This is a genomic window from Halioglobus sp. D3-4 (genome assembly GCF_055809315.1).
In genome coordinates this window covers 2,917,560-2,943,775 of sequence record NZ_CM147907.1, presented here as the reverse complement: position 1 = coordinate 2,943,775, position 26,216 = coordinate 2,917,560, and the positions used below count along the sequence as shown (strand labels likewise).

33 protein-coding genes are annotated in these 26,216 nt (G+C 50.4%); 25 read left to right on the top strand and 8 right to left on the bottom strand.

What is annotated here, in order from left to right; all coding sequences use genetic code 11:
• Positions 1-165 precede the first annotated feature (165 nt).
• The 8 genes from AC0L6S_RS12675 (at position 166) to AC0L6S_RS12640 (ending at position 6,649) form a co-directional block, all read left to right on the top strand.
• The gene (locus tag AC0L6S_RS12675) at positions 166-564 is read left to right on the top strand and encodes a hypothetical protein (protein WP_473424347.1); all 399 of its coding nucleotides are present in this window, start codon (positions 166-168) and stop codon (positions 562-564) included.
• A 94-nt stretch (positions 565-658) separates the two neighbouring features.
• Entirely contained in the window at positions 659-1,609 is a 951-nt protein-coding gene (locus AC0L6S_RS12670) for a hypothetical protein (RefSeq protein ID WP_473424346.1), read from the top strand.
• Positions 1,610-1,743: 134 nt separating this feature from the next.
• Complete coding sequence (locus tag AC0L6S_RS12665; protein ID WP_473424345.1) at positions 1,744-2,097, top strand: hypothetical protein; 354 nt, start codon at positions 1,744-1,746, stop codon at positions 2,095-2,097.
• Positions 2,098-2,187: 90 nt separating this feature from the next.
• Entirely contained in the window at positions 2,188-2,859 is a 672-nt protein-coding gene (locus tag AC0L6S_RS12660) for a HEAT repeat domain-containing protein (protein ID WP_473424344.1), read from the top strand.
• A 330-nt stretch (positions 2,860-3,189) separates the two neighbouring features.
• Complete coding sequence (locus AC0L6S_RS12655) at positions 3,190-3,570, top strand: hypothetical protein (protein WP_473424343.1); 381 nt, start codon at positions 3,190-3,192, stop codon at positions 3,568-3,570.
• Positions 3,571-3,747: 177 nt separating this feature from the next.
• A complete protein-coding gene (locus AC0L6S_RS12650; protein WP_473424342.1) occupies positions 3,748-4,242 on the top strand; it encodes a hypothetical protein in 495 nt (164 codons plus the stop codon).
• 1,197 nt (positions 4,243-5,439) lie between these two features.
• Positions 5,440-5,952 (top strand): hypothetical protein, encoded by a 513-nt coding sequence (locus AC0L6S_RS12645; protein WP_473424341.1) that lies wholly within the window; start codon positions 5,440-5,442, stop codon positions 5,950-5,952.
• 82 nt (positions 5,953-6,034) lie between these two features.
• Entirely contained in the window at positions 6,035-6,649 is a 615-nt protein-coding gene (locus tag AC0L6S_RS12640) for a hypothetical protein (RefSeq protein ID WP_473424340.1), read from the top strand.
• A gap of 556 nt (positions 6,650-7,205) precedes the next feature.
• Here the strand turns inward: AC0L6S_RS12640 and AC0L6S_RS12635 are convergent.
• Positions 7,206-7,520 carry a type II toxin-antitoxin system RelE/ParE family toxin gene (locus tag AC0L6S_RS12635; RefSeq protein WP_473424339.1) on the bottom strand — a complete coding sequence of 105 codons (315 nt, stop codon included), beginning with the start codon at positions 7,518-7,520 and terminating at the stop codon, positions 7,206-7,208.
• Entirely contained in the window at positions 7,517-7,759 is a 243-nt protein-coding gene (locus AC0L6S_RS12630) for an addiction module protein (protein WP_473424338.1), read from the bottom strand. The genes AC0L6S_RS12635 and AC0L6S_RS12630 overlap by 4 nt, the downstream gene beginning before the upstream one ends.
• Positions 7,760-8,233: 474 nt before the next feature.
• On the opposite strand from AC0L6S_RS12630, the gene AC0L6S_RS12625 reads away from it, so the two are divergent.
• The gene (locus tag AC0L6S_RS12625; protein WP_473424328.1) at positions 8,234-8,521 is read left to right on the top strand and encodes a helix-turn-helix domain-containing protein; all 288 of its coding nucleotides are present in this window, start codon (positions 8,234-8,236) and stop codon (positions 8,519-8,521) included.
• 928 nt (positions 8,522-9,449) lie between these two features.
• Here the strand turns inward: AC0L6S_RS12625 and AC0L6S_RS12620 are convergent.
• Entirely contained in the window at positions 9,450-10,076 is a 627-nt protein-coding gene (locus tag AC0L6S_RS12620) for a hypothetical protein (protein ID WP_473424337.1), read from the bottom strand.
• Positions 10,077-10,333: 257 nt separating this feature from the next.
• On the opposite strand from AC0L6S_RS12620, the gene AC0L6S_RS12615 reads away from it, so the two are divergent.
• Both AC0L6S_RS12615 and AC0L6S_RS12610 read left to right on the top strand, forming a co-directional pair.
• Positions 10,334-10,585 carry an addiction module protein gene (locus tag AC0L6S_RS12615; protein WP_473424336.1) on the top strand — a complete coding sequence of 84 codons (252 nt, stop codon included), beginning with the start codon at positions 10,334-10,336 and terminating at the stop codon, positions 10,583-10,585.
• Positions 10,582-10,878: a type II toxin-antitoxin system RelE/ParE family toxin gene (locus AC0L6S_RS12610; protein ID WP_473424335.1), complete on the top strand. Its 297-nt coding sequence runs from the start codon at positions 10,582-10,584 to the stop codon at positions 10,876-10,878. The genes AC0L6S_RS12615 and AC0L6S_RS12610 overlap by 4 nt, the downstream gene beginning before the upstream one ends.
• A 56-nt stretch (positions 10,879-10,934) precedes the next feature.
• Here the strand turns inward: AC0L6S_RS12610 and AC0L6S_RS12605 are convergent, their stop codons facing one another.
• Together AC0L6S_RS12605 and AC0L6S_RS12600 are read right to left on the bottom strand one after the other, a co-directional pair.
• Entirely contained in the window at positions 10,935-11,189 is a 255-nt protein-coding gene (locus AC0L6S_RS12605; RefSeq protein WP_473424334.1) for a Txe/YoeB family addiction module toxin, read from the bottom strand.
• Positions 11,186-11,437 carry a type II toxin-antitoxin system Phd/YefM family antitoxin gene (locus AC0L6S_RS12600; protein WP_473424333.1) on the bottom strand — a complete coding sequence of 84 codons (252 nt, stop codon included), beginning with the start codon at positions 11,435-11,437 and terminating at the stop codon, positions 11,186-11,188. Before AC0L6S_RS12600 ends, AC0L6S_RS12605 begins: the two co-directional genes overlap by 4 nt.
• A 144-nt stretch (positions 11,438-11,581) precedes the next feature.
• Between AC0L6S_RS12600 and AC0L6S_RS12595 the strand changes: the two genes are divergently transcribed.
• From AC0L6S_RS12595 to AC0L6S_RS12560, 8 genes are all read left to right on the top strand, one after another.
• Positions 11,582-12,343 (top strand): hypothetical protein, encoded by a 762-nt coding sequence (locus AC0L6S_RS12595; protein WP_473424332.1) that lies wholly within the window; start codon positions 11,582-11,584, stop codon positions 12,341-12,343.
• Positions 12,344-12,629: 286 nt separating this feature from the next.
• Positions 12,630-13,838, top strand: a complete 1,209-nt coding sequence (locus AC0L6S_RS12590) for an IS256 family transposase (protein WP_473424331.1) — start codon at positions 12,630-12,632, stop codon at positions 13,836-13,838.
• 521 nt (positions 13,839-14,359) lie between these two features.
• A complete protein-coding gene (locus AC0L6S_RS12585; protein ID WP_473424330.1) occupies positions 14,360-14,629 on the top strand; it encodes a hypothetical protein in 270 nt (89 codons plus the stop codon).
• 84 nt (positions 14,630-14,713) lie between these two features.
• Positions 14,714-15,154, top strand: coding sequence for a hypothetical protein (locus tag AC0L6S_RS12580; protein WP_473424329.1), 441 nt, complete (start codon positions 14,714-14,716; stop codon positions 15,152-15,154).
• A gap of 435 nt (positions 15,155-15,589) precedes the next feature.
• Positions 15,590-15,877 (top strand): helix-turn-helix domain-containing protein, encoded by a 288-nt coding sequence (locus AC0L6S_RS12575; protein ID WP_473424328.1) that lies wholly within the window; start codon positions 15,590-15,592, stop codon positions 15,875-15,877.
• Between the two features lie 395 nt (positions 15,878-16,272).
• Positions 16,273-16,530 carry a helix-turn-helix domain-containing protein gene (locus tag AC0L6S_RS12570; protein WP_473424327.1) on the top strand — a complete coding sequence of 86 codons (258 nt, stop codon included), beginning with the start codon at positions 16,273-16,275 and terminating at the stop codon, positions 16,528-16,530.
• Positions 16,531-17,100: 570 nt separating this feature from the next.
• Positions 17,101-17,571, top strand: coding sequence for a GNAT family N-acetyltransferase (locus AC0L6S_RS12565; RefSeq protein ID WP_473424326.1), 471 nt, complete (start codon positions 17,101-17,103; stop codon positions 17,569-17,571).
• A gap of 53 nt (positions 17,572-17,624) precedes the next feature.
• The gene (locus AC0L6S_RS12560; RefSeq protein ID WP_473424325.1) at positions 17,625-17,879 is read left to right on the top strand and encodes a YidH family protein; all 255 of its coding nucleotides are present in this window, start codon (positions 17,625-17,627) and stop codon (positions 17,877-17,879) included.
• 155 nt (positions 17,880-18,034) lie between these two features.
• Here the strand turns inward: AC0L6S_RS12560 and AC0L6S_RS12555 are convergent, their stop codons facing one another.
• Positions 18,035-18,712, bottom strand: coding sequence for a class I SAM-dependent methyltransferase (locus AC0L6S_RS12555; protein WP_473424323.1), 678 nt, complete (start codon positions 18,710-18,712; stop codon positions 18,035-18,037).
• 213 nt (positions 18,713-18,925) lie between these two features.
• Here AC0L6S_RS12555 and AC0L6S_RS12550 point away from each other — a divergent pair, with 213 nt between their 5' ends.
• Entirely contained in the window at positions 18,926-20,209 is a 1,284-nt protein-coding gene (locus tag AC0L6S_RS12550) for a DUF2784 family protein (RefSeq protein ID WP_473424322.1), read from the top strand.
• Positions 20,206-20,397, top strand: coding sequence for a DUF3565 domain-containing protein (locus AC0L6S_RS12545; RefSeq protein WP_473424321.1), 192 nt, complete (start codon positions 20,206-20,208; stop codon positions 20,395-20,397). Before AC0L6S_RS12550 ends, AC0L6S_RS12545 begins: the two co-directional genes overlap by 4 nt.
• Here the strand turns inward: AC0L6S_RS12545 and AC0L6S_RS12540 are convergent.
• Complete coding sequence (locus tag AC0L6S_RS12540) at positions 20,394-22,364, bottom strand: alkyl/aryl-sulfatase (protein WP_473424320.1); 1,971 nt, start codon at positions 22,362-22,364, stop codon at positions 20,394-20,396. The two genes, AC0L6S_RS12545 and AC0L6S_RS12540, sit on opposite strands and share 4 nt — an antisense overlap.
• A gap of 235 nt (positions 22,365-22,599) precedes the next feature.
• Here AC0L6S_RS12540 and AC0L6S_RS12535 point away from each other — a divergent pair, with 235 nt between their 5' ends.
• The 4 genes from AC0L6S_RS12535 (at position 22,600) to AC0L6S_RS12520 (ending at position 24,751) form a co-directional block, all read left to right on the top strand.
• On the top strand, positions 22,600-22,980 hold the full coding sequence (locus AC0L6S_RS12535; protein ID WP_473424319.1) for a hypothetical protein: 381 nt from the start codon (positions 22,600-22,602) through the stop codon (positions 22,978-22,980).
• A 51-nt stretch (positions 22,981-23,031) separates the two neighbouring features.
• Entirely contained in the window at positions 23,032-23,673 is a 642-nt protein-coding gene (locus tag AC0L6S_RS12530) for an NAD(P)-dependent oxidoreductase (RefSeq protein WP_473424318.1), read from the top strand.
• Between the two features lie 95 nt (positions 23,674-23,768).
• Positions 23,769-24,155, top strand: coding sequence for a cupin domain-containing protein (locus tag AC0L6S_RS12525; RefSeq protein WP_473424317.1), 387 nt, complete (start codon positions 23,769-23,771; stop codon positions 24,153-24,155).
• 56 nt (positions 24,156-24,211) lie between these two features.
• Entirely contained in the window at positions 24,212-24,751 is a 540-nt protein-coding gene (locus AC0L6S_RS12520) for a pyridoxamine 5'-phosphate oxidase family protein (protein ID WP_473424316.1), read from the top strand.
• Between the two features lie 24 nt (positions 24,752-24,775).
• On the opposite strand, the gene AC0L6S_RS12515 is transcribed toward AC0L6S_RS12520, so the two are convergent.
• Entirely contained in the window at positions 24,776-26,203 is a 1,428-nt protein-coding gene (locus AC0L6S_RS12515; RefSeq protein WP_473424315.1) for a Y-family DNA polymerase, read from the bottom strand.
• Positions 26,204-26,216 lie beyond the last annotated feature (13 nt).

Below are 26,216 nucleotides of genomic sequence, written 5' to 3'. Positions count from 1 at the left end.
ACGAATCATTGTTCTCGTCGCTATCAGAGGCAGGCTATTCTGTCTCCATGGAACCACCATCGTGGTGGTAGCGCATAACAAAAACCGGCAGTGCGCCCCTGCGGGGCCGGACGGCAAAACCGCTGCGCGGTTTCGCCGCCGCTGCGGTTGGCGTTAAGAGTCCGTATGGAAGAAGAAGTATCTTCGGAAGAAGCAGTTTCTCTATTTCTACAGGAAGAGAAAAGCCTGGAGAAGTCCCATCGCTTGTCATTTTTGGGTTTAGCGCTGGGGCTGGTGTTTATTGGCATGTTTGTCTACGCTCAAATTATGGCTTCTGAGATTGCCGAGCTATCAAATCAGATGAATATCCAAGCGGATTCTGAGGGAGTTCGCGCATTACTTGATTTAGTAGATCGAAAAATCGCCTTGCTTAAGTCTGAATTAATGTTTCGGAATACGTGGGTGGGCATTATTGGAGGGGTTATCGTAGGCGGAAGCATCGCCCAAATATTCAGCTACAAAGGCAGAAAAAGGAAAAATAAAGTCATGCAAGGAATCGTAAGCCGTCTTGGTAAAGACTCTTAACAAGAACCGGCAGTTCGGCCCTGCGGGCCCGGACGCCAAAACCGCTGCGCGCTTTCGCCGCCGCTGCGGCAGGCGTTAAAAGTCACGGAAAGATATGAGCACACCTAGACTTACAGAAGAACAAAAAAGAAAGCTAAGACTCTTGGAGCCAAGTCTTAAGATTGCTGCGGCACGTAGGGATCTAGAAGAATGTAAAAGTCTGACTGCGTATATACAGAATATTCTCAGGCCTACTGGCCATGAAACAAGGCTAATGCAGTCGAAGAACTGGCTATTTGAAACAGCAATGGAAGTCGGAGAGATTGATTATGCAATAAGAGGCTTTATCGGTGTGCGGAAGAAAGTGGCCAGTTCTACACGCTTATATCTTGAAGCTACTGCACTTCTAGCAATTTGCTACTTGAGAAAACGTGATCTTGATAAAGCAAAGCCTTATATGGTTGAGGCACTACGTTATGAAAAGAATATTAAATCCGAGAATGGCCGGTCTGAGTTCAAAATTAGTTTAGCTAAAAGGTTTGATGAAGAGGCCTTGCTATCATCGATAGCAACAGAAGAGTCCGAGTTTATGGACTTAGATAAAATTCAAAGTGATGCGGCCAAGCTAATTCAAACAAAGCACGAAGATGAAATATTGGAAATGTTGGGGGCAAATGTTCCTGAAAGCGCCTTGGATTTTGTCGAGCAAGTTCATTCTGAGTCAAAGAACTTGCTAACGTACGAGGAAAAGTTGCGTTTACCGTCACCAGCTACTTTTCAGCAAAAGAAAAAACTTGGAAAGGGCGTTTTATCGGCTTTTCAAACAGTAATATGGCAATCACTTTGTGACAAAGAAAGCGAAGTTTACAAAATGTGGTTTACTAATGGCCTGCAAGCCGTATTGGATAAAAAATATTTGACCGGTGCTATCGTAAGTTCGTTGGCGGGCCTGAAAATTGGAATCTATGCAATTGCTGTTTATCTAACTTCGCTACTGATAAAAATAGGCATTGAAACATTTTGCACTGTCTATAAACCCAATAACCTCATGGCATTGAGACGATGACTTTTAACAAGCGGCAGCAATCGCTCCCTCCGGTCGCTGGGTCAGCCAAAACGCTGCGCTTATTTGTCCGCCCCTGTGCCGAGCGTTATGGGGCTTGATAGTGTGTGCAAGCAACCTCGGATTATGGAAAGTTAATGACTGAAGTAGAAGCAGTTACTCTTACGCAGATGCTAATTGCGAATGCCAGCAGTGGATACGCTGTATTTTTAACCCTCGTAAGTGGATATCTACTAGTTGCTCAGCTAGCGGGAAAAACACTCACGAGGTCTCAGTTAACTATAATTACAATTCTGTACGCTATGGCCGTGGGCTATACAATCTTCGTATGGTTTGGAATAACACTGACGAGTATGCACTACCAAGGAGTTGCGGCCGAACTTCGAGGTACCCTGAATTTTTCAGACGAGCGAGGTGTAATCTTCGGGTTGGTTCTGATGGTTGCAATTGCCTTGGCGCCCCTAAAATACATGTGGGATGTCAGGCATTAGAAAGCCCCATAACAAGTCAAGGCAGCAAGGGCGCTTCGCGCCGGGACGCCGTAACCGGCGCCGCTGCTTGAAGCGTTATGCGTCCACAGCGTGAAGATACTCGCTACAATTATGTTGTTCTTTCTCGCCGGGTGTGGCGAAGGTGTAGATGTGACACATCAACCTCAATCCAGATTTGAGAAGCAGAGATTTATCCAAGAACTCGGATATTCTGGGGATGCAGCCAACGCCATAATCATTGCGAAGTACTTGGATGACCCCGACGATGAAGTGGTGATGTCTGCATGTTTCTACATCGGATACGTCAAGGGCAGAGATTATATTCATGAACTGGTGAAATTGCTTTCAAACGAGAATCCCCAGATCGTCAATATGGCCGGTTCAGGTCTTGCCGAAATGGTAGATAGTCGAGACGAATGGGTTCTTCCTGAGCTCTACGACGTTCTCGACCACGAATTCTTACTGGCCAGACTCAGCGCTGTAGAGGCTATAGGCAACATAGGCTCTCCCACTTCAGCAGACGTTCTGGAAGCCATGTTCCTGAATTCCAGCTCCGGACAAAAAGCTCGCATCATTGGTGCACTCGGTCAAATCGGAGACAAAAATTCTCTTCCACTTTTGGAGGCATACTTAACCGATGTGATGGCGATGGATCATTCTGTGCCGAACCTGGGAGGTACCCGGGGGGTTGATCTGCATCCAGATGCGCTGCAAGTAATTACCGAAGAAGCCATCGCGGAGATCAAGGCCAATGACGCATAACAAGTACCGGCAGTGCGCCCCTCCGGGGCCGGACACGCAAACCGCTACGCGGTTTCCGCGCCGCTGCGGTGGGCGTTATGTGTCCTTCGATATGAGTCCTCACGAATGAATTGGAGTGTGATCTATAAGATCTCTTTCGCTTGGCTATGCGTCGCCACAGCGATACTCCTCTACAACACCTACCTCATGTGGTTCGCCGATACCCGCCTAGAGTGGCTTCAGCCAGATCATCGCTTAAAAACTGGGCTGCTCGTTTTTCCGGCTCTTGCGGTATTCTATTGGGCGCGTTTTAAAGTCGGGAGGGCTCGTGCCAACCAGGACACATAACAAGTGCCGGCAGTGCGCCCCTTCGGGGCCGGACGCCCAAACCGCTGCGCGGTTCGTGCGCCGCTGCTGCAAGCGTTAATGAGCCTTTCCTCCGATCGGGCAATGGGGCTTCTCGGCATCGCTTCTTTGGTGGTCTTCTTCGGCCTTTTCTGGAGTTTTACTTCGCTGTCGCGAGCGTCTGGCTTTGAAGAAACATTGCTTGGGAAAATTCTAATTACTTTCGTCGTACTCGGCGGTGTTGTACCTTGGGTATACCTACTAGAGACTTCACGCAATAAAGTGAGTAGATCTAGGTTTGCGCTGTATTTTTTGGGTTGCTGGTTGGCGGCTCCATTTATTTTGCTATTTGGGAAGAATCGGGATGGTGATAGAGCGGCTCATTAACAAGTACCGGCTGTGCGCCCCTTCGGGGCCGGACGTAAAAACCGCTGCGCGGTTTCCGCGCCGCAGCGGTAAGCGTTATGCCATTTAGACGTCGAGGGACCCGTGCTTTCGAAACATAGATACAAAATTGTTCTGTGTATTGTATGGTTCCTTATAAATACGCTTTTCGTCATAACAATGAGTGGCAAATACCAACTTGCTTCAATAGTTATGCTGCCAATATTTTTTGTTGTTCTTGTTGTCAGTATTGCTAGTGTTTTTCGCAACTGGAAAACCGACAGATTTTTTTCATTGTTTCCTCTTATTGTATGTGTACTCGCGACTATTAGTGCAATTCCGGTTGGTCTAGAAATGAGAGACCAACTTTTCATTTATAGACTGCCGCAATATGATGAAATGGTTCAACGTATTGAGACGGAATATACTCAATTAGGTCCTAAGCTAACCAAAATCGAAGTGCTCCAGAATGAAGAGGCTCTAGCTTTAAACGTCTTCGCGGTGAGAGAGGGTAAAAGTATATTCGTAGAGTTTTTAACCGGCGGAGGTTTTCCAGTGCGCCATTTCGGCTATATATATTCGTCGTCAGGAGAAATCCCTAAAGACTCCATTATGGAAGAACGATGGTCCATTCAAAGAAAAGTTAGCGAGAAATGGTTTCAATTTGGTGATTAGGCATAACAATAACCGGCAGTGCGCCCCTACGGGGCCGGACGTCAAAACCGCTGTGCGGTTTCGCCGCCGCTGCGGCAAGCGTTAAGTGTACTTGTCATGCACCCGAGAGAGCATCCGCTACTTGCACCCAAAAACCTTCTGGAAATGTTCTTTCAAATACCTGTCTGGAGTATTGTCTACGGATCCGGCCTTGTAATACTTATGTCTGCAGTTGCTTGGCTGATGTATGGACTTGGCCAGCATATTCACCCCAAACTTTACCCGCTGCCACACGCAGCAGTTTTGGATCTACTTGCTGAGACTCTTATTTGGGTTCGTACGGAATCCGGGTACACTGGGCGTTCGCGCACCGGTCTAGTGCTGCTTCTTTCATTGGCAATTGTAGTGGGTGTGCCGGTAGTATTTTTTGGCTATCTTGGTTATTTGTATTGGTTGTGGGGAGTTATTTAGTACCTTGGAGAACGTACACTTAACAAGTACCGCCAGCTCGCCCCTGACGGGGCTGGACACAAAAACCGCTACGCGGTTTCTGCGCCGCTGCGGTAAGCGTTATGTGAGAGCAAGGAGCGGCAACTATCCTGACCTTTAGTGATGCATACATTAAGAGTAAAAATAAACTTCTTGTGCTGGCGGGTATATGCCTTTTTATCGGAGTTTCAGAAGCTCTCCCTCAAAAGGTATCTCTGATAGGCTTGGATTTATCAGCTAAGCCAGATGTTTTTGGATGGTTTATTTTGGCTGTGACCTGCTATTGTTTCACAATCTCGTTGGTGTTCGGTGCCCTTGATTTAATAAAGTACTATTTGCCTTCTTACATACTTACGAAAGGGGCGAGTGTCACGGGAAGTGTAATTGGTTTAACGGAGAAAGAGTGTCAAAGTGAGAATTTTGAGCACTATCTAGATCTGCCTGAGGTGGGTACAGCCCATTCAGAGCTAATAGACATTCAGAGCCAAAGAAAGGAAATTGATGTTAGGTACAACGCTCAATACTTGAAGATATCTAATGTTGCAAAAATATTATTTGATGTTGTTTTCCCTTTGGTATTTGCTATCACCTCCGTTTTAGTAGTCGTCAATTTTCTATGGCCTAGTTGTGGCTGAATCACATAACAAAAACCGGCAGTACGCCCTTGCGGGGCCGGGCGCCAAAATCGCGCGGTTTCCGCGCCGCTGCGGCAAGCGCTAGAGGGCCTAGATGTACAGCGAGGAACTACGAAAAGATGTGTTTGCTCATTTCGGGGCAGCAATCTACTACGCGCAGTGCATAGAGCAATCGATGATGCTCATCATCATGTTCGTCGATCACTACCCCAAGACCCTGAACAATTGCAGCACCCGGGAAGATTGGGAGAAAGGAATCGATTCGTTTTGTGATGACGCATCTTCAAAGACTATGGGTAGACTGATAGGCACGCTAAAAAACATCGGCTTTCCAAGCGGGACACTAGAGAAGAAACTGGAAGAAGCCCTAAAGAAAAGAAATTTTCTAGTCCATCACTACTTCTCCGAACGAGCAATTGACATTACAACGGACGAAGGATGCATCAAGATGGTACAGGAGCTAGAGGAAATACAGTCCTTTTTTATAGGCATTGAGCAATATATGGATTCTGTTATTGACGAGCTATCTTCGAAGTACGGTTTGACCGAGGAAATTAAGTCAGAAATGATGGAGGAAATGATGGCAGAGTATCGTGAGGCTCTTTAACAAGCGGTGGCTGGACTCGCCACTGCGTGGCTCGCCTGTGCGGCGGGCGTTATGTGGCTATTTTGCGTTGGAGTGTAATTAAATGACGGAAGAAAACCCCAAAAAGACAGTTCAATGCATAGTCTGCCAGGAAGATATTAAAAATAAGGCTAAGAAATGCGTCCACTGCGATAGCTTTCAAGACTGGCGGCGTCACCTTAGTTTTAGTAACACAGTCCTTGCTTTGCTTGTCGCGTTGCTATCTGTATCTACAGTACTGGCTCCAATCCTGAAAGAAGCATTTGAAAAAGACACTTCGGTTGTTTCGATAACATATTTGGGCAATCATGAGAATCTGTTCAATCTTGTAGCTAAAAATATTGGATCAAAAGCTGGAGTAATCTCTGAGGAAAGTCTAATCCTCACAAATGAAAATAGGGAGACTATTTCGTTCAAATTAGAGCCCAATTTTGCACAGATTGTCATCTATGGTGGCGTTACCATGCAGACAACAACCAGACTAAACCCAGTTGATTTCAATAGATATTTGGCATGGCTTGAATCCAACGATATAGATGATGCGCAGTTATTGGTGCGCGGGGTTAATTATCAGGACTCATCTTGGGAGGCAGTATTCGATGTCGAAAAAGCAGACCTTCATACTATTAAATTGTATGCGGAGAATTTTTTGCGTTTTCAACCGCGCCCGCAGCTGTGAGCATTGAAGAATCACATAACAAGAAAAGGCAGGCGGATGCTACGCAACGCTGCTTTAAGCGTTAATAGGCCTTGAATGACTTCAGCAGTGACCATAGAGCGGCCTTGGACAATACGAATCGGATGCCTCGGTCTTCTGGCATGCTACACGTACTTTGCCTATCAAGCACTTACACCTAATTCACCACCGTCATTTCCGCCATTGTTAATCTCGCTTCCTGCATTCTTGGGTATGTTCTTGGTTTGGGCTGCATGGACACAAAAAGCATGGGCTCGCTGGGTTCTAGCAATTTTACTTATAGTGCCATTGGCGTTTGATGCTCACTTCATATCCATGTCATCCGAAAATGGTGCTGCTACAATCTTCCTAAATAGTTTTACCCGTCCAGGGCCTAACTTGGCATATCTAGTTTGTTGGGTGGGTTTGTTTTTACCATCATCAAGCAATTGGTACAGGCGGCACCGTAGTGAGGCCAATTAACAAGAACCGGCAATGCGCCCCTGTCGGGGCCGGACGTCAAAACCGCTACGCGGTTTCGCCGCCGTTGCGCTAGGCGTTATGGAGCCTTTCTCGACTGCCAGTACCCTGGCTTCCGGGAGTGATGTGCGAGAGCGACAATTACAATTGATGCAGGCAGCTCATGCACAATCAAGGAAAAGGGAAATTTGTGCAGAATTAGCTTTCGAGCGCCTTTCGACCCCGCTTCTCCACCTACAGGGGTTAGGGGTGGGTTTTCTTCGGCTAGGAGTTGAAGCGCATGTTCAAAAGCATCAATGAATCGTTCCCCCAACCCTTCTTGTTCACCCTCGTACCAAGCGGCGGCCTCTTGAAATTCCTCGGCGGCATCCTTGCCTATCTTTACGGGTTTCATTCGCCGTGTATGCGCCGCCTCGCTTTTGCCAGTACTTGCTCGGGCTCAAGAATCAGGTCTGGGTTGGCCTCAATTTCATTAATTCTCTTGCATATCTCCAAGTCCCAGGCATCGGCCAGGCCGGGGTCGCTCGGGCCATCCAAACTGGCCACTAAATCACTGGCTAAGCGCGCACGCTCGGTTTCCGACAGCGCCAAAGCCTCATCTCGTAAGATTTCAAGTTGTGCTGTTCTCATCATTTCTGCCTCTACAACAACTATAGTACAAATCATGTACCAATCAGGCATCCTTAACAAGTCAAGCCACATGGACGCCAAAACCGCTGCGCGGTTTCGCCGCCAGTGCTTGAAGCGCTACACGCCAAAATAACATCTTGCTACCGTCCGGCATTGCCGTATAATCGGGACCTGTGATATTCATAGAAGCCAGCACATTCAGTAAGCTATTGCCTGACTACCTATCAGATGATGAATATCGGGGGCTTCAAATCTATTTGATGCAGAAGCCAGATGCTGGTGATCTCGTCAGAGGTTCCGGCGGTGTTCGGAAAGTAAGGTGGGCTCCTGACGGCAGAGGTAAAAGTGGAGGGGTTCGAGTTATTTATTACTGGAAGAAACCCAATCATGAGATATGGATGCTGACTATTTATAGTAAATCGGAACGCTCCACTATTTCCGGGCATATCTTAAAGAAAATCGCAGAGGCAATCGATCATGAGTAAACGAGATATTGGCGCAGAAGTGCTTGAGGGAATCAACGAAATTAGGGCATTCAAAAAAGGTGGTGCAAAGCTTAAAGTTTCGGAACTATCTGAGCCTTCACAACCAAAAGTGATTCGCTCAAAACTGAATCTTTCCCAATCGGCATTTGCTGGCTTGCTTGGTGTGAGCATGAGAACTCTCCAGGATTGGGAGCAAGGTCGAAGGGAACCTCAGGGGCCAGCCGTTGCTCTACTGCGGATAGCAGAACAACACCCAGAAGTTTTCACCAAGTTGCACTAGAAACGTGTAACAAGGTGTTGCAAGCGACCGCTAAAGCGGCGCGTGAACACGGCGTTATAGGTCACTCTATTGAGAGCTGCCCATACATCAAGTCAGTCTCGGTCTGCGCCGGAAACTCTAAATCGAGTTATAGCTTGGGTTTGTCTTATTGTCTGCATTCCGCTGCTTTTGTGGGTTTTTCTTGCAGGAGTCATCGCTGTGCCGCCCCCCCTCGTTTCTCTCTTTGTATGGTGGGCCAGCGCTAGCTGGCATTCTCTACGGCATCGGTACTCTTTCTCATAGGTCAAGGATAGTATCTACCTCTTTCGTAGTCCTTGTATTAGGGTTAGCTGCGTGGGCGGTCCTGCCGCGACCAATAACAAGTGCTGGCAGTACGCTCCTTCGGGGCCGGACGCAAAAACCGCTACGAGGTTTCCGCGCCGCTGCTGCAAGCGTTACTGAGCGGCGTTCGCGAACATCTCGGGAGGTTGAGTTTCTCTGCTTTCGTTCTGCTTCTACCTCGCATCAAGTGGTTAGTCCGGCAGGTAAATCGAAGGTAAAATTAGGGCATCAGTTTCGTTCAGTCACGCTGTAGCAGGGAGAGCCACAAAACGTGCATTCGTTCTACCAATCAGCTTCGTTCGCAGTGTTGCCTCCGCTGGCGCTCCGGCACATAGCTTCGCTGGTATCTCATCAAGCCGCACCAGTAACAAGTACCGCCAGTACGACCCTGGCGGGGCCGGACGTCAAAACCGCTGCGCGGTTTCGTCGCCGCTGCGGTAAGCGTTATAGTGCCTGCGCTCGCCCCGGTTTCGACTTGAAGAAGTCGCTGCAAGGTGCATTTCACAATCCAATCACTTCCGTTCTACGCATCATGCCTACATTTATTTGAAAAGAAACCTCGGCTCTGCGCTATGTATAGAGTAACGATGGCACCAAAATATCGACTTCAGCTGTAACGCTTTTTGCCCAGACTTTGTGAAATCCTAACTGCAAGAAGCCCCAGAGTAACCAAAAACAGGCTAGTTGGTGCAGGCACATAATAAAAAAGCGCACCCGACGCGTCCTGCCGCAATCGAGCATTTATTCCGATAAATTCGTAAAAATCACTCCAGCTCTCTCGTATTCCAGACCTGTCAAGCACAGTCAAACTGACACCGCAGCCATGCCCGGAAGCACGGCAATCTCCATCAAACTCATTGGTCCAAGCATAAATTCCTGGGCCACCCGCATCCCATGTCGGTCTAAAGCCCGCATCGAAGAATGCAGGAGCCCAAACGCTGCGTGCTTCAAAGTATTGGGTTGGGTAAGAACCAGGATCGGGTGCTCCAAAGTGACTCATGAGGTCGACGGCGTCGCGAGGTGATGCCCAATACCAGCCAGCCATGTGGTAGCCGTTAAGCGTTTCGTTTCGACATACTCTTCCTGGACAAACCTCATGCACTTGAGTCCAGCTTAACCCGGAGAACAAATCAATTTGGGCCCAAGTTCTGCCATTCTCCTCGATGGTGTCGATAAGTGGCCCGGCATTAGCTCCGCCAGTTACTAACAGCAGTAGAATTAGTAGTCGCGCCATGCTGGGTATTCCTTCATAGATCAAAAGTTATTGTCGCAGTCTAGTACAATTATAGAATAAACTACCAATGGCACATCCAGTTTCCATGAACATACAATTGAAAGAATCGGTGATTTTCCTCGGACGATTGCTGATCATAAACGACCGCTTCTGGCACCAAACAGACCAAGAGGTCCGAGTGATGCACAATAACAAGTCAAGGCTGCAAGGGCGCTTCGCGCCGGGACCGCTTAATAGCGGCCACAGCTTGAAGCGTTATGTGCTCTGGACAGATTCCGCACAAGGAGTATGATTTTAGGATGGATACAAATCTTACAAAATTGCCTGTGGAGGACCGCATTCGTATCGTGGAAGATTTATGGGACAGTATCGCCCACGATCAGAGTGCCCTGCCGCTCACAACTGATCAGAGAGCTGAGTTAGATCGGCGCCTGGATTCCTTTGAGGCAGATGGCAAGCTTGGACGGCTTGCGGCAGACGCCATTTCTGACGTTCGAAGACGCCTATGACGTATACTGTCCGACTCAGGGAAGAGGCGGAAATTGATTTGGAAGAAGCAGCTTCTTGGTATGAATCACAGAGATCGGGTCTAGGCCACGATTTTTTGGACACCGTACTTAAAACACTGAACTTAATTGAACAAAGCCCGTTTTCTTATCCGGTGATTTACCGGGGCACTCACAGAGCAGTGCTGCCTAGGTTTCCATTTGCTGTCTTCTACTTCATAAAAGAATTCGAAATATCGGTCATTTCGGTCATGCACGGCAGCAGGCATCCAGCACGATGGCAGCACCGCACATAACAGGAAAAGGAACCGGACGGCTCTGCCGCCGGTTCTTTAGGCGTTATGCGCCTAACTCAGTAGTGAAAACGAAGCTGTACGACGAGTAAAGAATCTTGATGAATTTTGTACACGATTCGATGTTCATCACTAATTCGGCGGGACCAATATCCAGCCAATGCGTGTTTCAGCGGCTCCGGTTTGCCAATGCCTTCGAAAGGCTCTCTCGTAATGTCACGGATAAGAAGGTTTATCCTTTTGAGCGTTTTCTTGTCTGTTTTCTGCCAGTACAAATAGTCTTCCCAAGCATTTTCGGCGAAGATCAGCTTCACTCCGCAAGTGCTCTGGCTACGCCCCGGCCGGCTTCTAGCTCCGCAATAGACTCTATGAGCCTGCGAGCATTTTTCGGGCTTCTCAATAAGTATGCAGTTTCCTCAAGTGCCTGGTAGTCTTCCATGGACATCATTACAACAGCGCCTTCACCTTTGCGGGTTATCGCAATTGGCGCGTGGTCGTCGCATACTTGTTCCATTGTCTTGGCAAGATTACTGCGAGCGGCGGTATAGCTTATGCTTTCCATATCCACAATCCCGTACATGTACATAAAAGCGTACGTTATCTTATCAGCGCATAACAAGTCAAGGCAGCAAGGGCGCTTCGCGCTGGGACCGCTTAACAGCGGCCCCTGCTTGAAGCGTTAGGCACAAACAACATCGAGATCAAAATGGAAGACTTAGATCAACGAATTGAAAACTTGCACCGATTTCTAGAACTACTAAATGAGTGGTCAGAGACTCATTCAGAAGAAAGTAGAGCGGCAATAAATAGAGCTAAGAGAAGTGTCCAAAGAGAAGTCATCGAAGCTGGATGCCTATTTACAATGACTATATCTCCACCACCTGCGGTAGGTGGTATGGTCATGCAAAATGTTAATCCATTTGACATGATATTCGAGCAGGTCTATCTACGCAGCTTAAACCCCCAAGTTCGAGATATGGTCAATCAGACTATTGGCGTACTTGATGAGTGGAAAGTCAATCCTCCCGCCGAAGAGCAAGATAGAAATGAACCTGAAATTAATTATCAGGTTCAAGAAGGGTATGTATTTGTTGCTATGCCTATTGGACCGGCCAATCCATTTGATGATGTATTGGATGCAATCAAAGAAACTTGTGAGCGGTGTGGCTTAACCGCAGAGCGAGTAGATGAAGCTCAGACAAATGAAAGGATAACTGACAGAATTCTCGAGTCTATCCAAAAGGCAGAGTACGTGATCGTTGATTTAACCGAGTCCAGGCCTAATGTGTTTTATGAGGCTGGTTACGCGCAAGGTATTGGTAAGTTGCCAGTATATATTGCTCGGCAAGGTACGCAGCTTGAGTTTGACTTAAAGGACTATCCAGTAATTTTCTTTGATAGCTATAGAGATCTAAAAAGTGGCCTAGAGGCTAGGTTAAGATGGCTGGCGGAGGTCGGCAATGCCTAACAAGCGCATGTTGTCGGACTGTTTTTCCGCTACGCTCCAAAACAGCCACAAATGCGGGCGTTAGGTTGCTATGCGCTCGAATCAAATTATGTCTGCGATTCTAATTGGAGTTTCGTACATTGCGTTCTCCTCGCTACTATTTGGTCTATACAATTCTTGGGCTTGGGAATGGCTGTGGGAACTGCAATTACCGGCAAGCTGCGAAGGTATCTTTCCTGAATGAGACTGTAACTAAATCTGTGTAACTGCCTATTATAAACCCAACCATTGGGAGAGGATAGGCACTATGAACAAGAAAGAACTACAGGCGATTGCTCAGGCAGCTGCCAAAAATATCAAGACGGAAGCGGATCTCAATGAGTTCCGCCAGATGCTAACGAAGATCACCGTCGAAACGGCGTTGAACGCAGAACTGGATGATCATCTTGGCTTCGACAAGCACGCACCTTCCAGCGGGGATAATAACCGCAACGGCTATACCAGCAAGACCCTGCAAACCGAAGATGGCCAGTTCGAGTTAGACACTCCACGCGACAGGGCCGGGAGCTTCGAGCCCAAGCTCGTCAAAAAGCACCAGCGCAGATTCACTTCAATGGATGACAAGATCCTGTTCCTGTATGCCCAGGGCATGACTACTCGCGAGATCGTCACCACCTTCAAGGAAATGTACGGGGCCGATGTGTCGGCAGCCCTGATCTCCAAGGTCACTGATGCGGTTATAGAGCAGGTTGTCGAGTGGCAATCCCGGCCTCTGGATGCCATTTACCCCATCGTCTATCTGGACTGTATTGTCATCAAAATCCGGCAGGATAAGAAGGTAATCAACAAAGCCGTTTACCTCGCCCTGGGTGTGAACATGGAGGGCCACAAGGAACTGTTAGGGCTCTGGCTATCGGAAAATGAGGGTGCCAAGTTCTGGCTTAACGTACTCACAGAGCTCCAGAATCGCGGTGTGAAGGATATTCTGATTGCCTGCGTTGATGGCCTGAAGGGCTTTCCGGACGCCATCAGCACCGCCTTCCCGGACACCCAGATCCAGCTCTGCATCGTCCACATGGTACGCAACTCCGTGAAGTACGTACCCTGGAAAGACTACAAGCCGGTCACTGCCGACCTGAAGCGCATATACCAGTCGACGACCGAGGATGAGGCATTGCTGGCACTGGATCAGTTTGCCGAGCGCTGGGATGAAAAATACCCACAAATCAGCAAGTCGTGGCGCTCACACTGGCACAATCTCAACACATTGTTCAGCTACCCGGAAGACATCCGCAAAGCCATCTACACGACGAACGCCATCGAGTCGTTCAACAGTGTCATACGAAAGGCTGTCAAAAAGCGGAAGCTGTTTCCGACTGATGACTCGGCACTGAAAGTGATCTACCTGGCAATCCAGCAGGCGTCGAAAAAATGGACTATGCCGATCCGTAATTGGAAACTGGCACTGAATAGATTTATGATCGAGTTCGAAGAGCGCTTGGCGGATTACATTTAACCCTGGCAGTTACACAGAATTATTTACAGGGTCTTCCTGAATCGCCTCTTGAACTCCGTGAAACCTGCAGATGGGAACTTAGGCGAAACGAATTTTTTATTAACCTAGCGCAAAGTCTTATATTGGCAGGGCTTTTTTTGGGCAGTATGTACACGTTCAAACAGCGATTGTTTCGGTGGTTTGTACCAAGATTCTTTTATGTGCCAATGATACTTATCTTGTTTTACAATCTAGCGATTATGCTCATCTCACAACAGGCTTTTCAGTTTACATGTTCCCTAGCTGAAGGCCTTGGACTAGAACGCCTAATTTGGTCACTTTTTAGGTCGTTCTTGTGGCAGGTCGTCCCTGTCGCTTTTGTGTATGCGGCCATTTTCTCCTGGAATCGAAAGCAAATGGTCGGAGCACCAATTCCGTAGTGGTGGACTCATAGATCGAAACCTAACAAGTTCAGGCTGCTGGGACGCCAAAACCGCTGCGCGGTTTTACCGCCCCAGCTGTAAGCGTTATAGGGCCTAGGCATGGATGAGCAAGTTGCCAGGAAAGTTCTGCTGGGAGAGTTAGAGCCTTATAGAGGCAAACAATACTCAAGGCTCGTTGAATTAGTAGGTAATTCCGTACGCCCAGATGTGCAGGAGCCATGGCAGGTACAGATTCAGTTCTTTTGGGACGATGCTCCTGATGGAGATGTCCGTGCCTGGGGCAGCATCGACGACGGCGGGCCTCGCGCTTACAACCCACTAGTGGAGTGTTTCATTATGGACAGTGCGGGCAACTTCATCGATGAGTAGGCCCAATAACAAGTCAAGGCTGCAAGGGCGCTTCGCGCCGGGACGTGCTTACGCACGCCCCAGCTTGAAGCGTTATGTGAAGCCATGATTGACCGAGAATCAAGAAATATACTCGCAGAACTCATCCGAAGCTTGAGCGCGGGTATTATCACAAATGACGAGTTTGAGGATGCTCAGCCACAGTCAAAAGATGATGCTGTGTGGGAAGTTTTCCATCATGGCGCATGGTGCCTGTACAGCGATATGAAAGAGTACAGACTCAAAGGTAAGGACGCTCTTTCCAAAGAAGATCGCTCTGTGGTGGCAAGGTGGGTTCTATTTCTAAAATCGGACAACGAATATACGTGGCCTTCAGCGAGCTTCAAAGAGAGTTTCCTGAGTTCAATTAGTTTTGGTACGTTTGGGCAAAGCACACTCGATAAATGGCAAGAACATGGAGAGGTGTCTTATTGGCCATTCATAGATAGGACACAATACGACAAGGCAAAATTGGGAAATGCGTATCTTGGTGCTAAAAACACATAACAAAAACCGGCAATGCGCCCCTACGGGGCCGGACGCAAAAACCGTTGCACGGTTTCCGCGCCGTTGCGCTAGGCGTTACACGTCAAAATAACATCTTGCCACTATCCGGCATTGCCGTATAATCGGCACCTATGATATTCATAGAAGCCAGCACATTCAGTAAGCTATTGCCTGACTATCTATCAGATGATGAATATCGGGGGCTTCAAATCTATTTGATGCAGAAGCCAGATGCTGGTGATCTCGTCAGAGGTTCCGGCGGTGTTCGGAAAGTAAGGTGGGCTCCTGACGGCAGAGGTAAAAGTGGAGGGGTTCGAGTTATTTATTACTGGAAGAAACCCAATCATGAGATATGGATGCTGACTATTTATAGTAAATCGGAACGCTCCACTATTTCCGGGCATATCTTAAAGAAAATCGCAGAGGCAATCGATCATGAGTAAACGAGATATTGGCGCAGAAGTGCTTGAGGGAATCAACGAAATTAGGGCATTCAAAAAAGGTGGTGCAAAGCTTAAAGTTTCGGAACTATCTGAGCCTTCACAACCAAAAGTGATTCGCTCAAAACTGAATCTTTCCCAATCGGCATTTGCTGGCTTGCTTGGTGTGAGCATGAGAACTCTCCAGGATTGGGAGCAAGGTCGAAGGGAACCTCAGGGGCCAGCCGTTGCTCTACTGCGGATAGCAGAACAACACCCAGAAGTTTTCACCAAGTTGCACTAGAAACGTGTAACAAGGTGTTGCAAGCGACCGCTAAAGCGGCGCGTGAACACGGCGTTATGCGTCCGACCAACAGCATTGACATACCATATATGTTATATATGCTATATATGCTATGTGGGAAGTATATGAACATCGCCGTGTAGCAAGAATTACAGCTCGTCTCCCCGGAGATGTATTGCAACGCTATGAAAAATGGAAAGACATTGTGCGAATTTCCGGCCCTGAAGGACTGAGATTGATTCGAGGGTTCAATGATGAGCCAATAAGAGGCGAATAGAAGGGACATCGGTCCTCCAGGTTAAACCTTAAATATCGCGTGATTTACAAAATTGATCGTGAGAATGTCTATGTTCAAGTTGAGAAAGTGACTCCACATGATTATCGGAGAAACTAGAATGAAAGATTATCGAAAAGCAAAAAAGACGATTGAGGTTTCAGTTGGTGATTCGGTCAGAATTCTTCGGGAACTCCAAGAGCTAAGCCAAAACCAACTGGCCTCTCTTACCTCCATTCCGCAGTCAACTATATCCGCTATCGAGAACGGTCGTGTGAATTTGGGTATCGAGCGGGCTAAGGTGTTGGCCAGGGCGCTAAACTGCCACCCAGCAGTACTCGTGTTCCCTGGCTGGGAGCTTGAGAATACAGCCGCATAACAAGTCACTCCAGCTGACCGCTAACGCGCCGGCTGGTTGATGTTCTGATTGTCCTCGCTCCGTGCGCCCGATATACATCTACACACTTTTTTGGCCTGTACTCATGTGTTTGGCAATTGCTAACGGAGTGTTGCGCGAGGCTACATATGGTCAGTTAATGAACGAGCTTCACGCTCACCAGTTGTCGACGGTGATTGCCATTCTTGTATTTGGTATCGTAACCGTTGTTCTTTCGAGGTATGTGATTCCCACATCAACATCGCAAGCGATTCAAACTGGGCTCATATGGTTTTCTCTTACATTGTGTTTCGAGTTCGCGTTTGGGCGGTATGTCGCAGGACATACCTGGTCTCGCCTGTTCCAAGATTATGATCTACTCTCAGGTCGCGTATGGCTCCTATTGCTGGCGTGGGTTACTTGTCTTCCCTATTTGGTGTACAAGCTTCGTGATGCGACCACATAGCAAGGCCGGGCGATGCGCCCCTTCGGTCGCAGTGCAGCCTCGGAGGTCGGCCGCTGCGCTGTTTCGGCAACGCAGCTCGAAGCGTTATCCGTGAAGGAATTAGTACAATGCAGATACGACAATACAAAGAATCCGATTTACAGGCTGTTCTTGATTCCTGGGAGGTTGCTACTCGGCTGGCCCACTCGTTCATGACAGATGATTTCATTGCACAAGAGCGTAAGAACGTCGCCGAAATCTACCTGCCCAATACAGATACATGGGTTGCGGAAATTGATGGTGAGGTACAGGGGTTCATCGCACTCATGGGAAACGAGGTTGGAGCAATTTTCCTTCAGCCAGCTTGTCACGGTAAGGGTATCGGTAAAGCCCTAATGGATAAGGCGCAGGATGTTCACAGTGTACTTGAGGTTGAGGTCTTTGAATCAAATTCCATTGGCCGTAGTTTCTATTCAAAGTACGGCTTTGAATTGCTGGAGGAGAAACTCCATGAGCCAACGGGTCAGCAAGTCTTGCGTCTAAAATTTACTGCCGACAAGTCAAGCAAACGGGACGTCGTAACGGCTGTCCCTTCCTAATTGATAGTAGCGACTGCCGATAGATGGGCGTGTGAGGAACTGGATATCCCTGTATGAAAAGTGATTCTGATATTCGCGACAAGCTTGCGCTTGAGCGTACACGGCTAGCAAACGAGCGAACGTTTCTCGCTTACGTAAGGACGGGGTTGTCACTTTTGGCAGCCTCGGCCGTTCTGTTTCAGTTTTTCTCTGCGTTGAGTTCCTATATCACCGTGGCCTGGTTGTTGGCCGCCTGTGGCATCGTTGTATTGTCCGTAGGGCTCATCCGGTTTAATAAGGTCCGACTAAAACTCAAGGATGACGCCTAGACTTGTGTCAGGTCGAGACGTAAGGAGTTTTGGCAAGTGCGATCGGGCGCCAGCCCCACTTCTGATTGTCAGCAATTGGAATCAATGCGTGCGATCTGGGTCTATCCGTCGTGCCGGCTGGTCCGGAGGCTGCTGGCTGTCGCGATCACACGTTGCTAGCCGGGGTAGTCATCGGCTACGTGTTGTCGGTCAAACTTCAGGATACGACCTTTGAATTTGTGGTCGAGAAAATCTGTATGTAAGGGTTTTATATGTGTCGATGTAAAGCCAAAGGCTTCCATTCTAGCGCTTAGCTTATTCACTCTCCCACGCCCGGGATCCACTATAAGAACCTCGCAAGCAGGCTTGCAATGCGATTCAATAAAGTCGGACAGCAAGTGAATATGGGCGTCCTCGTACAGTAAATCGCTGCCGATTATCAGATCGAAAAGACCGAGCTTGTCACTTTTCTCCACCCAGTTTACTTGTTCAAAGTGTATTTCCCTGTCGTTATTGAGCGCTGTATTTCTCTGCAAGAACTTCTCAGCTTCTGGGTGGTAGTCGGTTGCAGTAATATCGGCGAGCTGTTTGTTCAGTAACAAGCTCGATAGCGCCATGCCACAGCCGACCTCCAGAATACGTTTTGAGCCGGTGTCGTAGTCACAAATGAAATGCGCAAGCACCAGACTCGATGGCCAGATGACCCCAAACATAGGCCAAGACGCGGAGCATATGCCCAGTTTTTCGGCGACGCCTTCGGGGTCTTGATACTCTTGTCGATTACGTAAGGTACACAGATGAATGTCTACTGCGCCAAACTCGACTGTTTGGTAGCATAAGCGTGGATCTGTCATCAGGCGGCCTCAATAGTTGAGCGCTGAGCCAGCTATCAGTGATAGATAAATGACAAAACGATTAAGGCCTTCTAGGGTATAGCACTGGGTGAATAAGGCAATGTATTTGGCCTGGTTGCCCCCCAGCAAGCGTTTGCATGGCACTTCACTTGGGGATACACAGGGTTTGATGGCAGTTAAGTGATTCAGCTATTCGAATATAGGGGCGTGCCAGTGTTGTATGGGGTTGCCGCAGACGTAGTACTGTTTATTCACCTGCTATTTGTCATTTTCGTTGTCTGTGGCCTGATTCTTATCCTTGTGGGCAAGCTTCTGGCGTGGCAGTGGGTAAGAAACCCCTGGTTTCGCCTGGTGCATCTCACCGGTATCGGTGTCGTTGTTCTGCAGTCCTGGCTGGGTCTGATTTGCCCGCTCACGATTTGGGAAAACAAGCTGCGTCAAAAGGCTGGAGAAGCGGTGTATGAAGAGTCGTTTGTTGCACATTTCCTGAATGAACTCTTGTACTATAACGCTCCGCCCTGGGTGTTCGTCGTGTGCTATACGGCTTTTGGCATTCTGGTGCTCGCTAGTTGGTTCTGGGTTCGGCCTCACGCCCTCATACCTGTGGTCAGGCATTGTGCGGCGGGTGTTATGGGCAGGCAACGGGCGCATAGGTCGAAACAGTACCAGTATTTCTCCTTACCCCTGGCTATTAGTGTTGAGGAAAGCTCGCAACTCATGAAAAATCGAAAAGAAAAACTTGCCTATATCAAGTCAAGGTATCTCAGCAAATCGGGGGCAATTCTGGAAATTGCACCGGGTTTAAATCCCATGATCAGTGAGAAGCATGGCTTTAACGTGGAGTATCTGGATTCCCTTTCAACCAGTGAGTTGCAGGCGCGCGCGGTTGCAAATGGACGGGAGGCCAAGAGCGCTCCTGATATACATCATCTTCTCGAACCCGGGCGATCAATAGCAGATTGTGTCGGGGCCAAAAAATACGATTGTGTGCTGTCATTTCATCTGGTTGAGGGGGCTCCTGATCTGGTGAGGCATTTTCAGGAGGTGCAAGAAGTACTGAACGGTGGTGGTGCGTACGCATTTTTGGTGTCGAATAAAAACCTTTGTTTCGATGCCAGAAAGCCGGAAAGCACTTTGGGCAAGGTGATAGAGGCTCACCTGGAAAAGCGTACTGTCGCGCCGGTCAGCGCACTTATTGACGAGTACTACTACGGCGTGAAGCGGGCTGGTCAGGGTGCCTGGTCGACGCGCGAATCGGCGGTGTTTACGCCCAAATATACAAGGTCAAAACGGTTGATGCTGAGTGTATTGAGTGACCCAGGCGTCGCCCGCAACTGGCGTGGGCATTTATGGCAGTTTACACCGGAGTCCTTTGCGGATGTGTTTGGTGAACTCGGCCAACTGGGGCTGGTTGATTTGCACTTGATAGAGATCGTTCCGACAGATCATATGGATTTCATCGCCGTAGTCGGTATGCCGGCATCACAGCGCAAATGAAGCGCAAGATTGTCGGGTATCACAAGGATGACAAGGACGATTGGGTCGCCGAACTCGATTGCGGTCACAATCAGCATGTGCGACACAATCCACCGTGGATCAATCGCCCCTGGGTCGAAACCCGGGAGGGGCGTGAATCCATGCTGGGCTATGAGCTCAACTGCAAGCTCTGTGATCCCTGCGGCTAGGGCGTCACAATGTTGAAGGTGGGGTTGGGCTGATCCAGCAGAGCAAAAAACCTTACCAGGTCCAACTTGCTGCCCTCTACCGACACGTCATCTGAAAACAGGATATCCCGGATGCCTGCGCCACCTGTCAGCATTTTTATAAACAGCGGATGCGTAATGCGCACCGTGGCGTTGGCATCGGCAGCGGGGCTGCCCTCACGCTGGTGCAGAACGGCGTTCTCCAACTCCAGCACATAGACTTTTTCCAGATCAGTAAATTCGATGTTGAGGGTGAATGTTTTGCCGTCGGCCTTCGGGCCATTGAGCATGGCGCCCATCAGCTCAAAAAATTGATCGAGCGGCGTTTCGCTGATGAGATCAACTGCAGTGCCGACATCGATACCTTCTTTGGGAGTACCCTGGCGCAATTCCAGCGCGCCGGTAAGGTAGACATCTCGCCAGGGCCCGGATTCGGCCAAATAACCCATCTGGTCATACGTTTGCGCCAACAGCGCTCTCGCATCGTCATTGTCGGGCTCGGCAAACACCAGATGGTTCAGCATCTCTGCCACCCATCGATATTCGCCTTTGTCGAAATCCTCCTGTGCGCGGTCCAGAATCTCGTCTGCGCCACCCATCATGTCGACGTAGCGGACAGCGGCCTCTTCCGGAGGCAGGGGGTCAAGGTTGGCCGGGTTGCCGTCGTACCAGCCAAAATACATCTGGTAGACCGCCTTGGCGTTGTGCTTCACGGTGCCGTAGTAACCGCGATTGGGGAAATTGGTGCGCAGCGCTTCCGGCATTTGCAGCATATCGGCAATTTCCCGTGGCGTGTAACCCTGGGATGCCAGTCGCAGCGTCTGGTCGTGAATATATTTGTAGCCATCGCGTTGCTTTTTAAGGAAATCGATAACTTCCTCGTTGCCCCATAGCGGCCAGTGGTGGCTGCCGAAATACACTTCAGCGTTGGGGAACAGGTTGATCGCCTCGTCGATATAGTGACTCCACTTGCGCGCATCGCGAACCTTGGTACCGCGCAGGGTATACAGATTGTGCATGGTGCGTGAAACCACCTCTGCACCACAGAAGGCCTTCAGCTCCGGTAGGTAGAAGGTGAGCTCTGCCGGCGCCTCAGATCCGGGCGCATTCTGGAAAACAAACTCCACGCCGTCGATGGTGACCGACTCTCCAGTGGTGTCGATGGTGCGCGTGGGTGGCGCGATACCCACGCTGCCAAACGCCGGCCCTTTACCGAGACCAGAACCGACATGGCCGCGAGAGGAGTGTTCAAGTTGGCTGCCATACATAAACATGGAGCGCCGGCTCATGGTGGTGCCGGCGATGACGTTCTCACTGGTGGCCTCGTCCATGAACCCAACGGGTGCGACTATCTCTGTGTCCGGGCCTGCACCCAGCACCGACTGCACGCCGCCGAAGTGATCGATATGTGAATGGGTGAAGATGATGGCTGAAATTGGCTTGTTACCCAGGTGCTCCCGGGCAAATGCGATCGCGGCAGCAGCCGTCTCCCTGGTGGTTAATGGGTCTACTACTATCCAGCCCGTCTTCCCTTCGATGATGCTCATATTGGAGAGGTCGAACCCGCGCAACTGGTAGACGCCTTCGGTCACTTTAAACAGGCCGTGGTAATTGTTGAGCGTGGCCTGGCGCCACAGGCTGGGATTCACGGTATCCGGCGCTTCACCCTGGATAAAGTCATACGACGGCATGTCCCACACCAGCGCCTCATCCGGTCCTGCAACCTGTAGTGACGCCGGCGCCGCAATAAACCCTCTTCTGGCATTCTCGAAATCCTTCTGGTTGCCGAGATCGAGTTCCTCGCGGACCCTGTCGTTGGCGCGAGCGGTGGCGTCCGTTGCCGGTGTATTGCCCTGTGCGCCTTCGGTCGGCTCGTCCTGACAGGCCTGGAGAAGTGCCAGTAGAGGGATGATCAGTAGTGCGTTGTGCCAGAAACGGATAGAGAGCATACGTTTTCTCCTGAGTGAGTCCTGGTGTCGGTGTTTGGGAGTACGTGGACACTAGCAGTTCATTGTGGTGTGCTCAAGCGACGCGGTGCCCTGCAGTTGAATGGCATTTGTCCGCGGGTGGCTGCATTATAGGGAGTCTGGTCAGATTGTTACGGTGGTCTGGCGTTGCGCCAGAAAGCTGGATCACGGGAGTGGGTTCTCGCCTGCGCCCAATCAGCCTTTGGAGGGGGCAGGTATGGAGAAAACCGTATCCGTATTGTTGTTTGTTGTGGGCGTAATCAATTTTCTGCCTGTGTTGGGAGTGCTGTCGGCAGCACGGCTATCGCAGGCGTACGCTATCGAGTTCGATGGTAACGACCTCATTATTTTGATGCGCCACCGGGCCCTGCTGTTCGGCATAGTCGGTGGCTTCATTCTGTATTCTGTATTCGTTCCAGGCTATCAGGCGGCAGCTATGGTCATGGCTGCTGTTTCGATGTTGGGTTATGTTTTCCTGATGTGGCTGGAGGGTGGCTACAATGCGTCGCTCTACAAGGTATTGCTGGTGGACGTTGTGGGTATTCTCTGTCTGGTAGGTGCGGCACTGTTTAAGTGGCTGTCCCATACCGCTGCTTGACGACTCGTTGCTATACTCGGTCCATTCGTTTGACCAGGGAGTTTCAATGAAATGAAAATTACACTGTTCGGTGCCACGGGTAGCCTCGGCCAGGAGTGCCTCAAGCAAGCGCTTGAGGCGGGCCATACGGTGACAGTGTTGGTGCGTAGCCCGAACAAATTACCGCCAGCACTACGCGACAGCATCACTGTCATTGAGGGTGATGGGCTGGTTGCCGCTGATGTGGCACGCGCCCTGCCTGCCGGTACTGAGGCTATCCTGTTCGCGGTTGGCGTGGATGAAAAAACCTCACCGCCTGATCTGTGTACTGATGTCACTAGGAATATACTCGCCGTGATGCGCAGTGAGGGTATTCCGAGGTTTGTGTGGTGCGGCGGCGGTAGTAATATTCGCCCTGAGGATGAGATCACTTTTGGTGCGCGTTTTGTGCGCTGGTTTGCTGAGATATTTCTCAAGCACAGGCACATGGATAAAGAGCACCAGCTGCAGTTGCTGGATGACAATGCCGACCTGTGCTGGATTGGCATCCGCCCTCTGCAAATGAAATCAGGGCCGAAGAAGGGCCGCTATCAGTTGGGATACAACGCGTTTAGTGCACTTTCCAGTATTTCATTCGCCGATTGCGCGCACGCCATGGTCAATATGCTGGAAGACGATACCTGGGTAGGCAAGGCGCCAATCGTTCAGTACTAACGCTATATGCCCAAGGCGCTGGTGCCGTGCGCCAGTGTGGAGTGCGGCTATTTTCCCGGCTGCACAGTGAATGAATCAAGCAGGAGGCGTCGTTTGTGTCGCAGGTAGTGGGTGCGGTGAAACCGTGTATCAAGTTGTATGATGAAGAGCAGGAGTATTTCTTTGCAGAGGGTTGCTTCATTACTGAGCTGTCGAACTCTGGCGATGACCCCGATGTATCAATCGCCCGCGCGCGCCTGGAGCCCGGCAAGACCACCCGCTGGCATTTTCTGCGCGGCACCAGCGAGCGCTATGTCGTGCAACAGGGGCAGGGCAGCGTGGAGATTGGTGACCTGCCTGCGCAGCGGGTTGCTGCCGGTGATGTGGTTGTTATCCCGCCAGAAGTGCGGCAGCGCATCAGCAACGTCGGCACCGATGACCTGGTCTTTCTGGCGATCTGTTCGCCGCGTTTCAAGGCAACGGCGTATGTCGATATCGAGTAGTTATTATGGCGTGACCGGGGTGTGCAGCACCTTCTCACCAGCAAGAGGTAAACGTAGTGTCAGAACAATTTGAGAAACTGGACGACAAGCTGAAAGCATTCATCGGCCAGCAACACCTGTATTTCGTTGGTACAGCGGGCGCGGAAGGGTTTGTGAATGTATCGCCCAAGGGCATGGACAGTTTTCGCATTCTGGACGACACCACCGTGGCCTGGCTCAACCTGACGGGCAGTGGCAATGAGACAGCCGCGCACGTGCTGGAAAATGGCCGTATGACGGTGATGTTTTGCTCCTTTGACAAGCAGCCATTGATTATGAGGCTCTATGGCCAAGCCGTGGTCGTTCACCCGCGCGATGAACGCTGGGGTGAATTGTCAGCACTGTTTTCAGCGCAGTTGGGCGCGCGGCAGGTTTTTGTTCTGGATTTGGAGCTGGTTCAGACTTCCTGTGGTTACGCGGTGCCCTACTATGAGCTGAAAGGCGAGCGCCCTACGTTGACTAACTGGGCAGACAAGCGCGGGGAAGCCGGGATACGCGAATACTGGGCCGAAAACAACGTGGTGAGCCTGGACGGTAAAGACACCGGAATTTTTTAGCCGGGGCAGGGCGCCGCGCTGTTATCAGGCAAACACCCCGTGGATATACCACCGTCTGGCCAGGCGGTCGAGAAACACCCAGTAGTGCTGGCCGCTGTTATCTGCGGCGATGTAGTAGTCCCGGCTGACCGCTTCCTGCCACCAGTTGTCTTCGATGCGCTCTGGCCCGTACTGCAGTGTCAGGGCGCCGTTCCAGTACAGCTGTGTGCCGTGTTGGCGCAGGGCCTTCGGTTGCGGCATCAGCCAGAAAGGGCGTTGGGCGCAGGGTGCGGTGGTGTTGCGCTCATCACTGTGATCGTCGCTGCTGACCAGCAGTGCAAATTCCGGCAGGTGCTCATCGCGGCAGTCGACTTTTTCAACCGCCTGTAACCCCAGACGGTTGTGCAGCCTGTCCAACAGGCTGGCCAGTGGTTCGCGTTGGTTACGTGGGCTGAATAAATCGATGCTGTCCTGTTGTCCCGGCTGCAGTTGTTGGCACGTGAGGGCCAGGCCCTCCACGCCACCGCTCAATTGCAGGCGCTCAAAACGAATGCGGCTGAGTTGGTACCAGTTTTCCCAGTTACTGTGGCTGCTGGTGCTGCGCACGCACACATCCTGCTGCTTGTTATTTATGCCGGCCATCTGCCAGGTGATCTCGCTGGTGCGCAGCTGGGTGTTGCGCAGAAAGCGACACAGCGATTGCAACAGGCGCTGTACCGCAGGCATCAGTTCACTGTTGGTTTTGACCTCATAACCAAACCAGTATGTATCGCTGAATGTCTCGGGCGGGCGGTAATCCACCTGTAAATCCTCCCGCTGCCCCAGTAGTTGCTGCAGGAAGTGGCTGAACTCCTTGCCACAGCGCCGCCCCAGTGCGGTGGGTGGCAGCTTTAGCAGGTCGCCCAGCGTATGTAGCCCGGCCCGGCGCAGGGAATCTACCGTGGTGGGGAATTGAGTCAGCAGGCTGAGGGGCAGGGGGCTGAGCCGCTCTTCCAGTGGCTGTTGGATCGCCATGGCAGCCTCCGGGGCAGCAAAGGACAGCAGCCAGGCCGCCTTGGGCGTCGGTGCCAACCCATAGCACGCACGGTATCCACGGCTGCTGATACCGCTTGTCACCTCCCGGAGCAGGGCATCGAGCCCCTGAAACAGGTTCAGGCAGCCACTGATTTCCAGTTGCAGGCAGTCGGCCTGCCAGATGCACAGCGTCGGGGTGATGCTGTAGGCCCAGCAGCACAGTTGTTGCAGGCAGTGTTGTTCAGCCTGTTCATTGCGCTCCAGTAGCCGCACGGGCTCATCACCTGCCAGTGCACGCACTGTGGCAGTGCCCATACCTTGGCGTATCCCCATAGCTGCGGCGCAGTCATTGGTGTGCAGTACGCGCTGCGCAGCCAGCAGTACTACCGGCTGCTGCTCACAGCGGTTCAGGCAGTGCAGGGGCAATAAATCAAAGCGCAGGCACAGCCACAGGCTCACGGCTTGTTTCCGC

What these genes read in the sequence shown, in the direction of transcription:
- AC0L6S_RS12675 (WP_473424347.1), top strand. Translation starts at nt 166, where the DNA reads ATGGAAGAAGAAGTATCTTCGGAAGAAGCAGTTTCTCTATTTCTACAG.
- AC0L6S_RS12670 (WP_473424346.1), top strand. Translation starts at nt 659, where the DNA reads ATGAGCACACCTAGACTTACAGAAGAACAAAAAAGAAAGCTAAGACTC.
- AC0L6S_RS12665 (WP_473424345.1), top strand. Translation starts at nt 1,744, where the DNA reads ATGACTGAAGTAGAAGCAGTTACTCTTACGCAGATGCTAATTGCGAAT.
- AC0L6S_RS12650 (WP_473424342.1), top strand. Translation starts at nt 3,748, where the DNA reads ATGAGTGGCAAATACCAACTTGCTTCAATAGTTATGCTGCCAATATTT.
- AC0L6S_RS12645 (WP_473424341.1), top strand. Translation starts at nt 5,440, where the DNA reads ATGTACAGCGAGGAACTACGAAAAGATGTGTTTGCTCATTTCGGGGCA.
- AC0L6S_RS12640 (WP_473424340.1), top strand. Translation starts at nt 6,035, where the DNA reads ATGACGGAAGAAAACCCCAAAAAGACAGTTCAATGCATAGTCTGCCAG.
- AC0L6S_RS12635 (WP_473424339.1), bottom strand. Translation starts at nt 7,520, where the DNA reads ATGAAACCCGTAAAGATAGGCAAGGATGCCGCCGAGGAATTTCAAGAG.
- AC0L6S_RS12630 (WP_473424338.1), bottom strand. Translation starts at nt 7,759, where the DNA reads ATGATGAGAACAGCACAACTTGAAATCTTACGAGATGAGGCTTTGGCG.
- AC0L6S_RS12625 (WP_473424328.1), top strand. Translation starts at nt 8,234, where the DNA reads ATGAGTAAACGAGATATTGGCGCAGAAGTGCTTGAGGGAATCAACGAA.
- AC0L6S_RS12620 (WP_473424337.1), bottom strand. Translation starts at nt 10,076, where the DNA reads ATGGCGCGACTACTAATTCTACTGCTGTTAGTAACTGGCGGAGCTAAT.
- AC0L6S_RS12615 (WP_473424336.1), top strand. Translation starts at nt 10,334, where the DNA reads ATGTGCTCTGGACAGATTCCGCACAAGGAGTATGATTTTAGGATGGAT.
- AC0L6S_RS12610 (WP_473424335.1), top strand. Translation starts at nt 10,582, where the DNA reads ATGACGTATACTGTCCGACTCAGGGAAGAGGCGGAAATTGATTTGGAA.
- AC0L6S_RS12600 (WP_473424333.1), bottom strand. Translation starts at nt 11,437, where the DNA reads ATGGAAAGCATAAGCTATACCGCCGCTCGCAGTAATCTTGCCAAGACA.
- AC0L6S_RS12595 (WP_473424332.1), top strand. Translation starts at nt 11,582, where the DNA reads ATGGAAGACTTAGATCAACGAATTGAAAACTTGCACCGATTTCTAGAA.
- AC0L6S_RS12590 (WP_473424331.1), top strand. Translation starts at nt 12,630, where the DNA reads ATGAACAAGAAAGAACTACAGGCGATTGCTCAGGCAGCTGCCAAAAAT.
- AC0L6S_RS12585 (WP_473424330.1), top strand. Translation starts at nt 14,360, where the DNA reads ATGGATGAGCAAGTTGCCAGGAAAGTTCTGCTGGGAGAGTTAGAGCCT.
- AC0L6S_RS12580 (WP_473424329.1), top strand. Translation starts at nt 14,714, where the DNA reads ATGATTGACCGAGAATCAAGAAATATACTCGCAGAACTCATCCGAAGC.
- AC0L6S_RS12575 (WP_473424328.1), top strand. Translation starts at nt 15,590, where the DNA reads ATGAGTAAACGAGATATTGGCGCAGAAGTGCTTGAGGGAATCAACGAA.
- AC0L6S_RS12570 (WP_473424327.1), top strand. Translation starts at nt 16,273, where the DNA reads ATGAAAGATTATCGAAAAGCAAAAAAGACGATTGAGGTTTCAGTTGGT.
- AC0L6S_RS12565 (WP_473424326.1), top strand. Translation starts at nt 17,101, where the DNA reads ATGCAGATACGACAATACAAAGAATCCGATTTACAGGCTGTTCTTGAT.
- AC0L6S_RS12560 (WP_473424325.1), top strand. Translation starts at nt 17,625, where the DNA reads ATGAAAAGTGATTCTGATATTCGCGACAAGCTTGCGCTTGAGCGTACA.
- AC0L6S_RS12555 (WP_473424323.1), bottom strand. Translation starts at nt 18,712, where the DNA reads ATGACAGATCCACGCTTATGCTACCAAACAGTCGAGTTTGGCGCAGTA.
- AC0L6S_RS12545 (WP_473424321.1), top strand. Translation starts at nt 20,206, where the DNA reads ATGAAGCGCAAGATTGTCGGGTATCACAAGGATGACAAGGACGATTGG.
- AC0L6S_RS12540 (WP_473424320.1), bottom strand. Translation starts at nt 22,364, where the DNA reads ATGCTCTCTATCCGTTTCTGGCACAACGCACTACTGATCATCCCTCTA.
- AC0L6S_RS12535 (WP_473424319.1), top strand. Translation starts at nt 22,600, where the DNA reads ATGGAGAAAACCGTATCCGTATTGTTGTTTGTTGTGGGCGTAATCAAT.
- AC0L6S_RS12530 (WP_473424318.1), top strand. Translation starts at nt 23,032, where the DNA reads ATGAAAATTACACTGTTCGGTGCCACGGGTAGCCTCGGCCAGGAGTGC.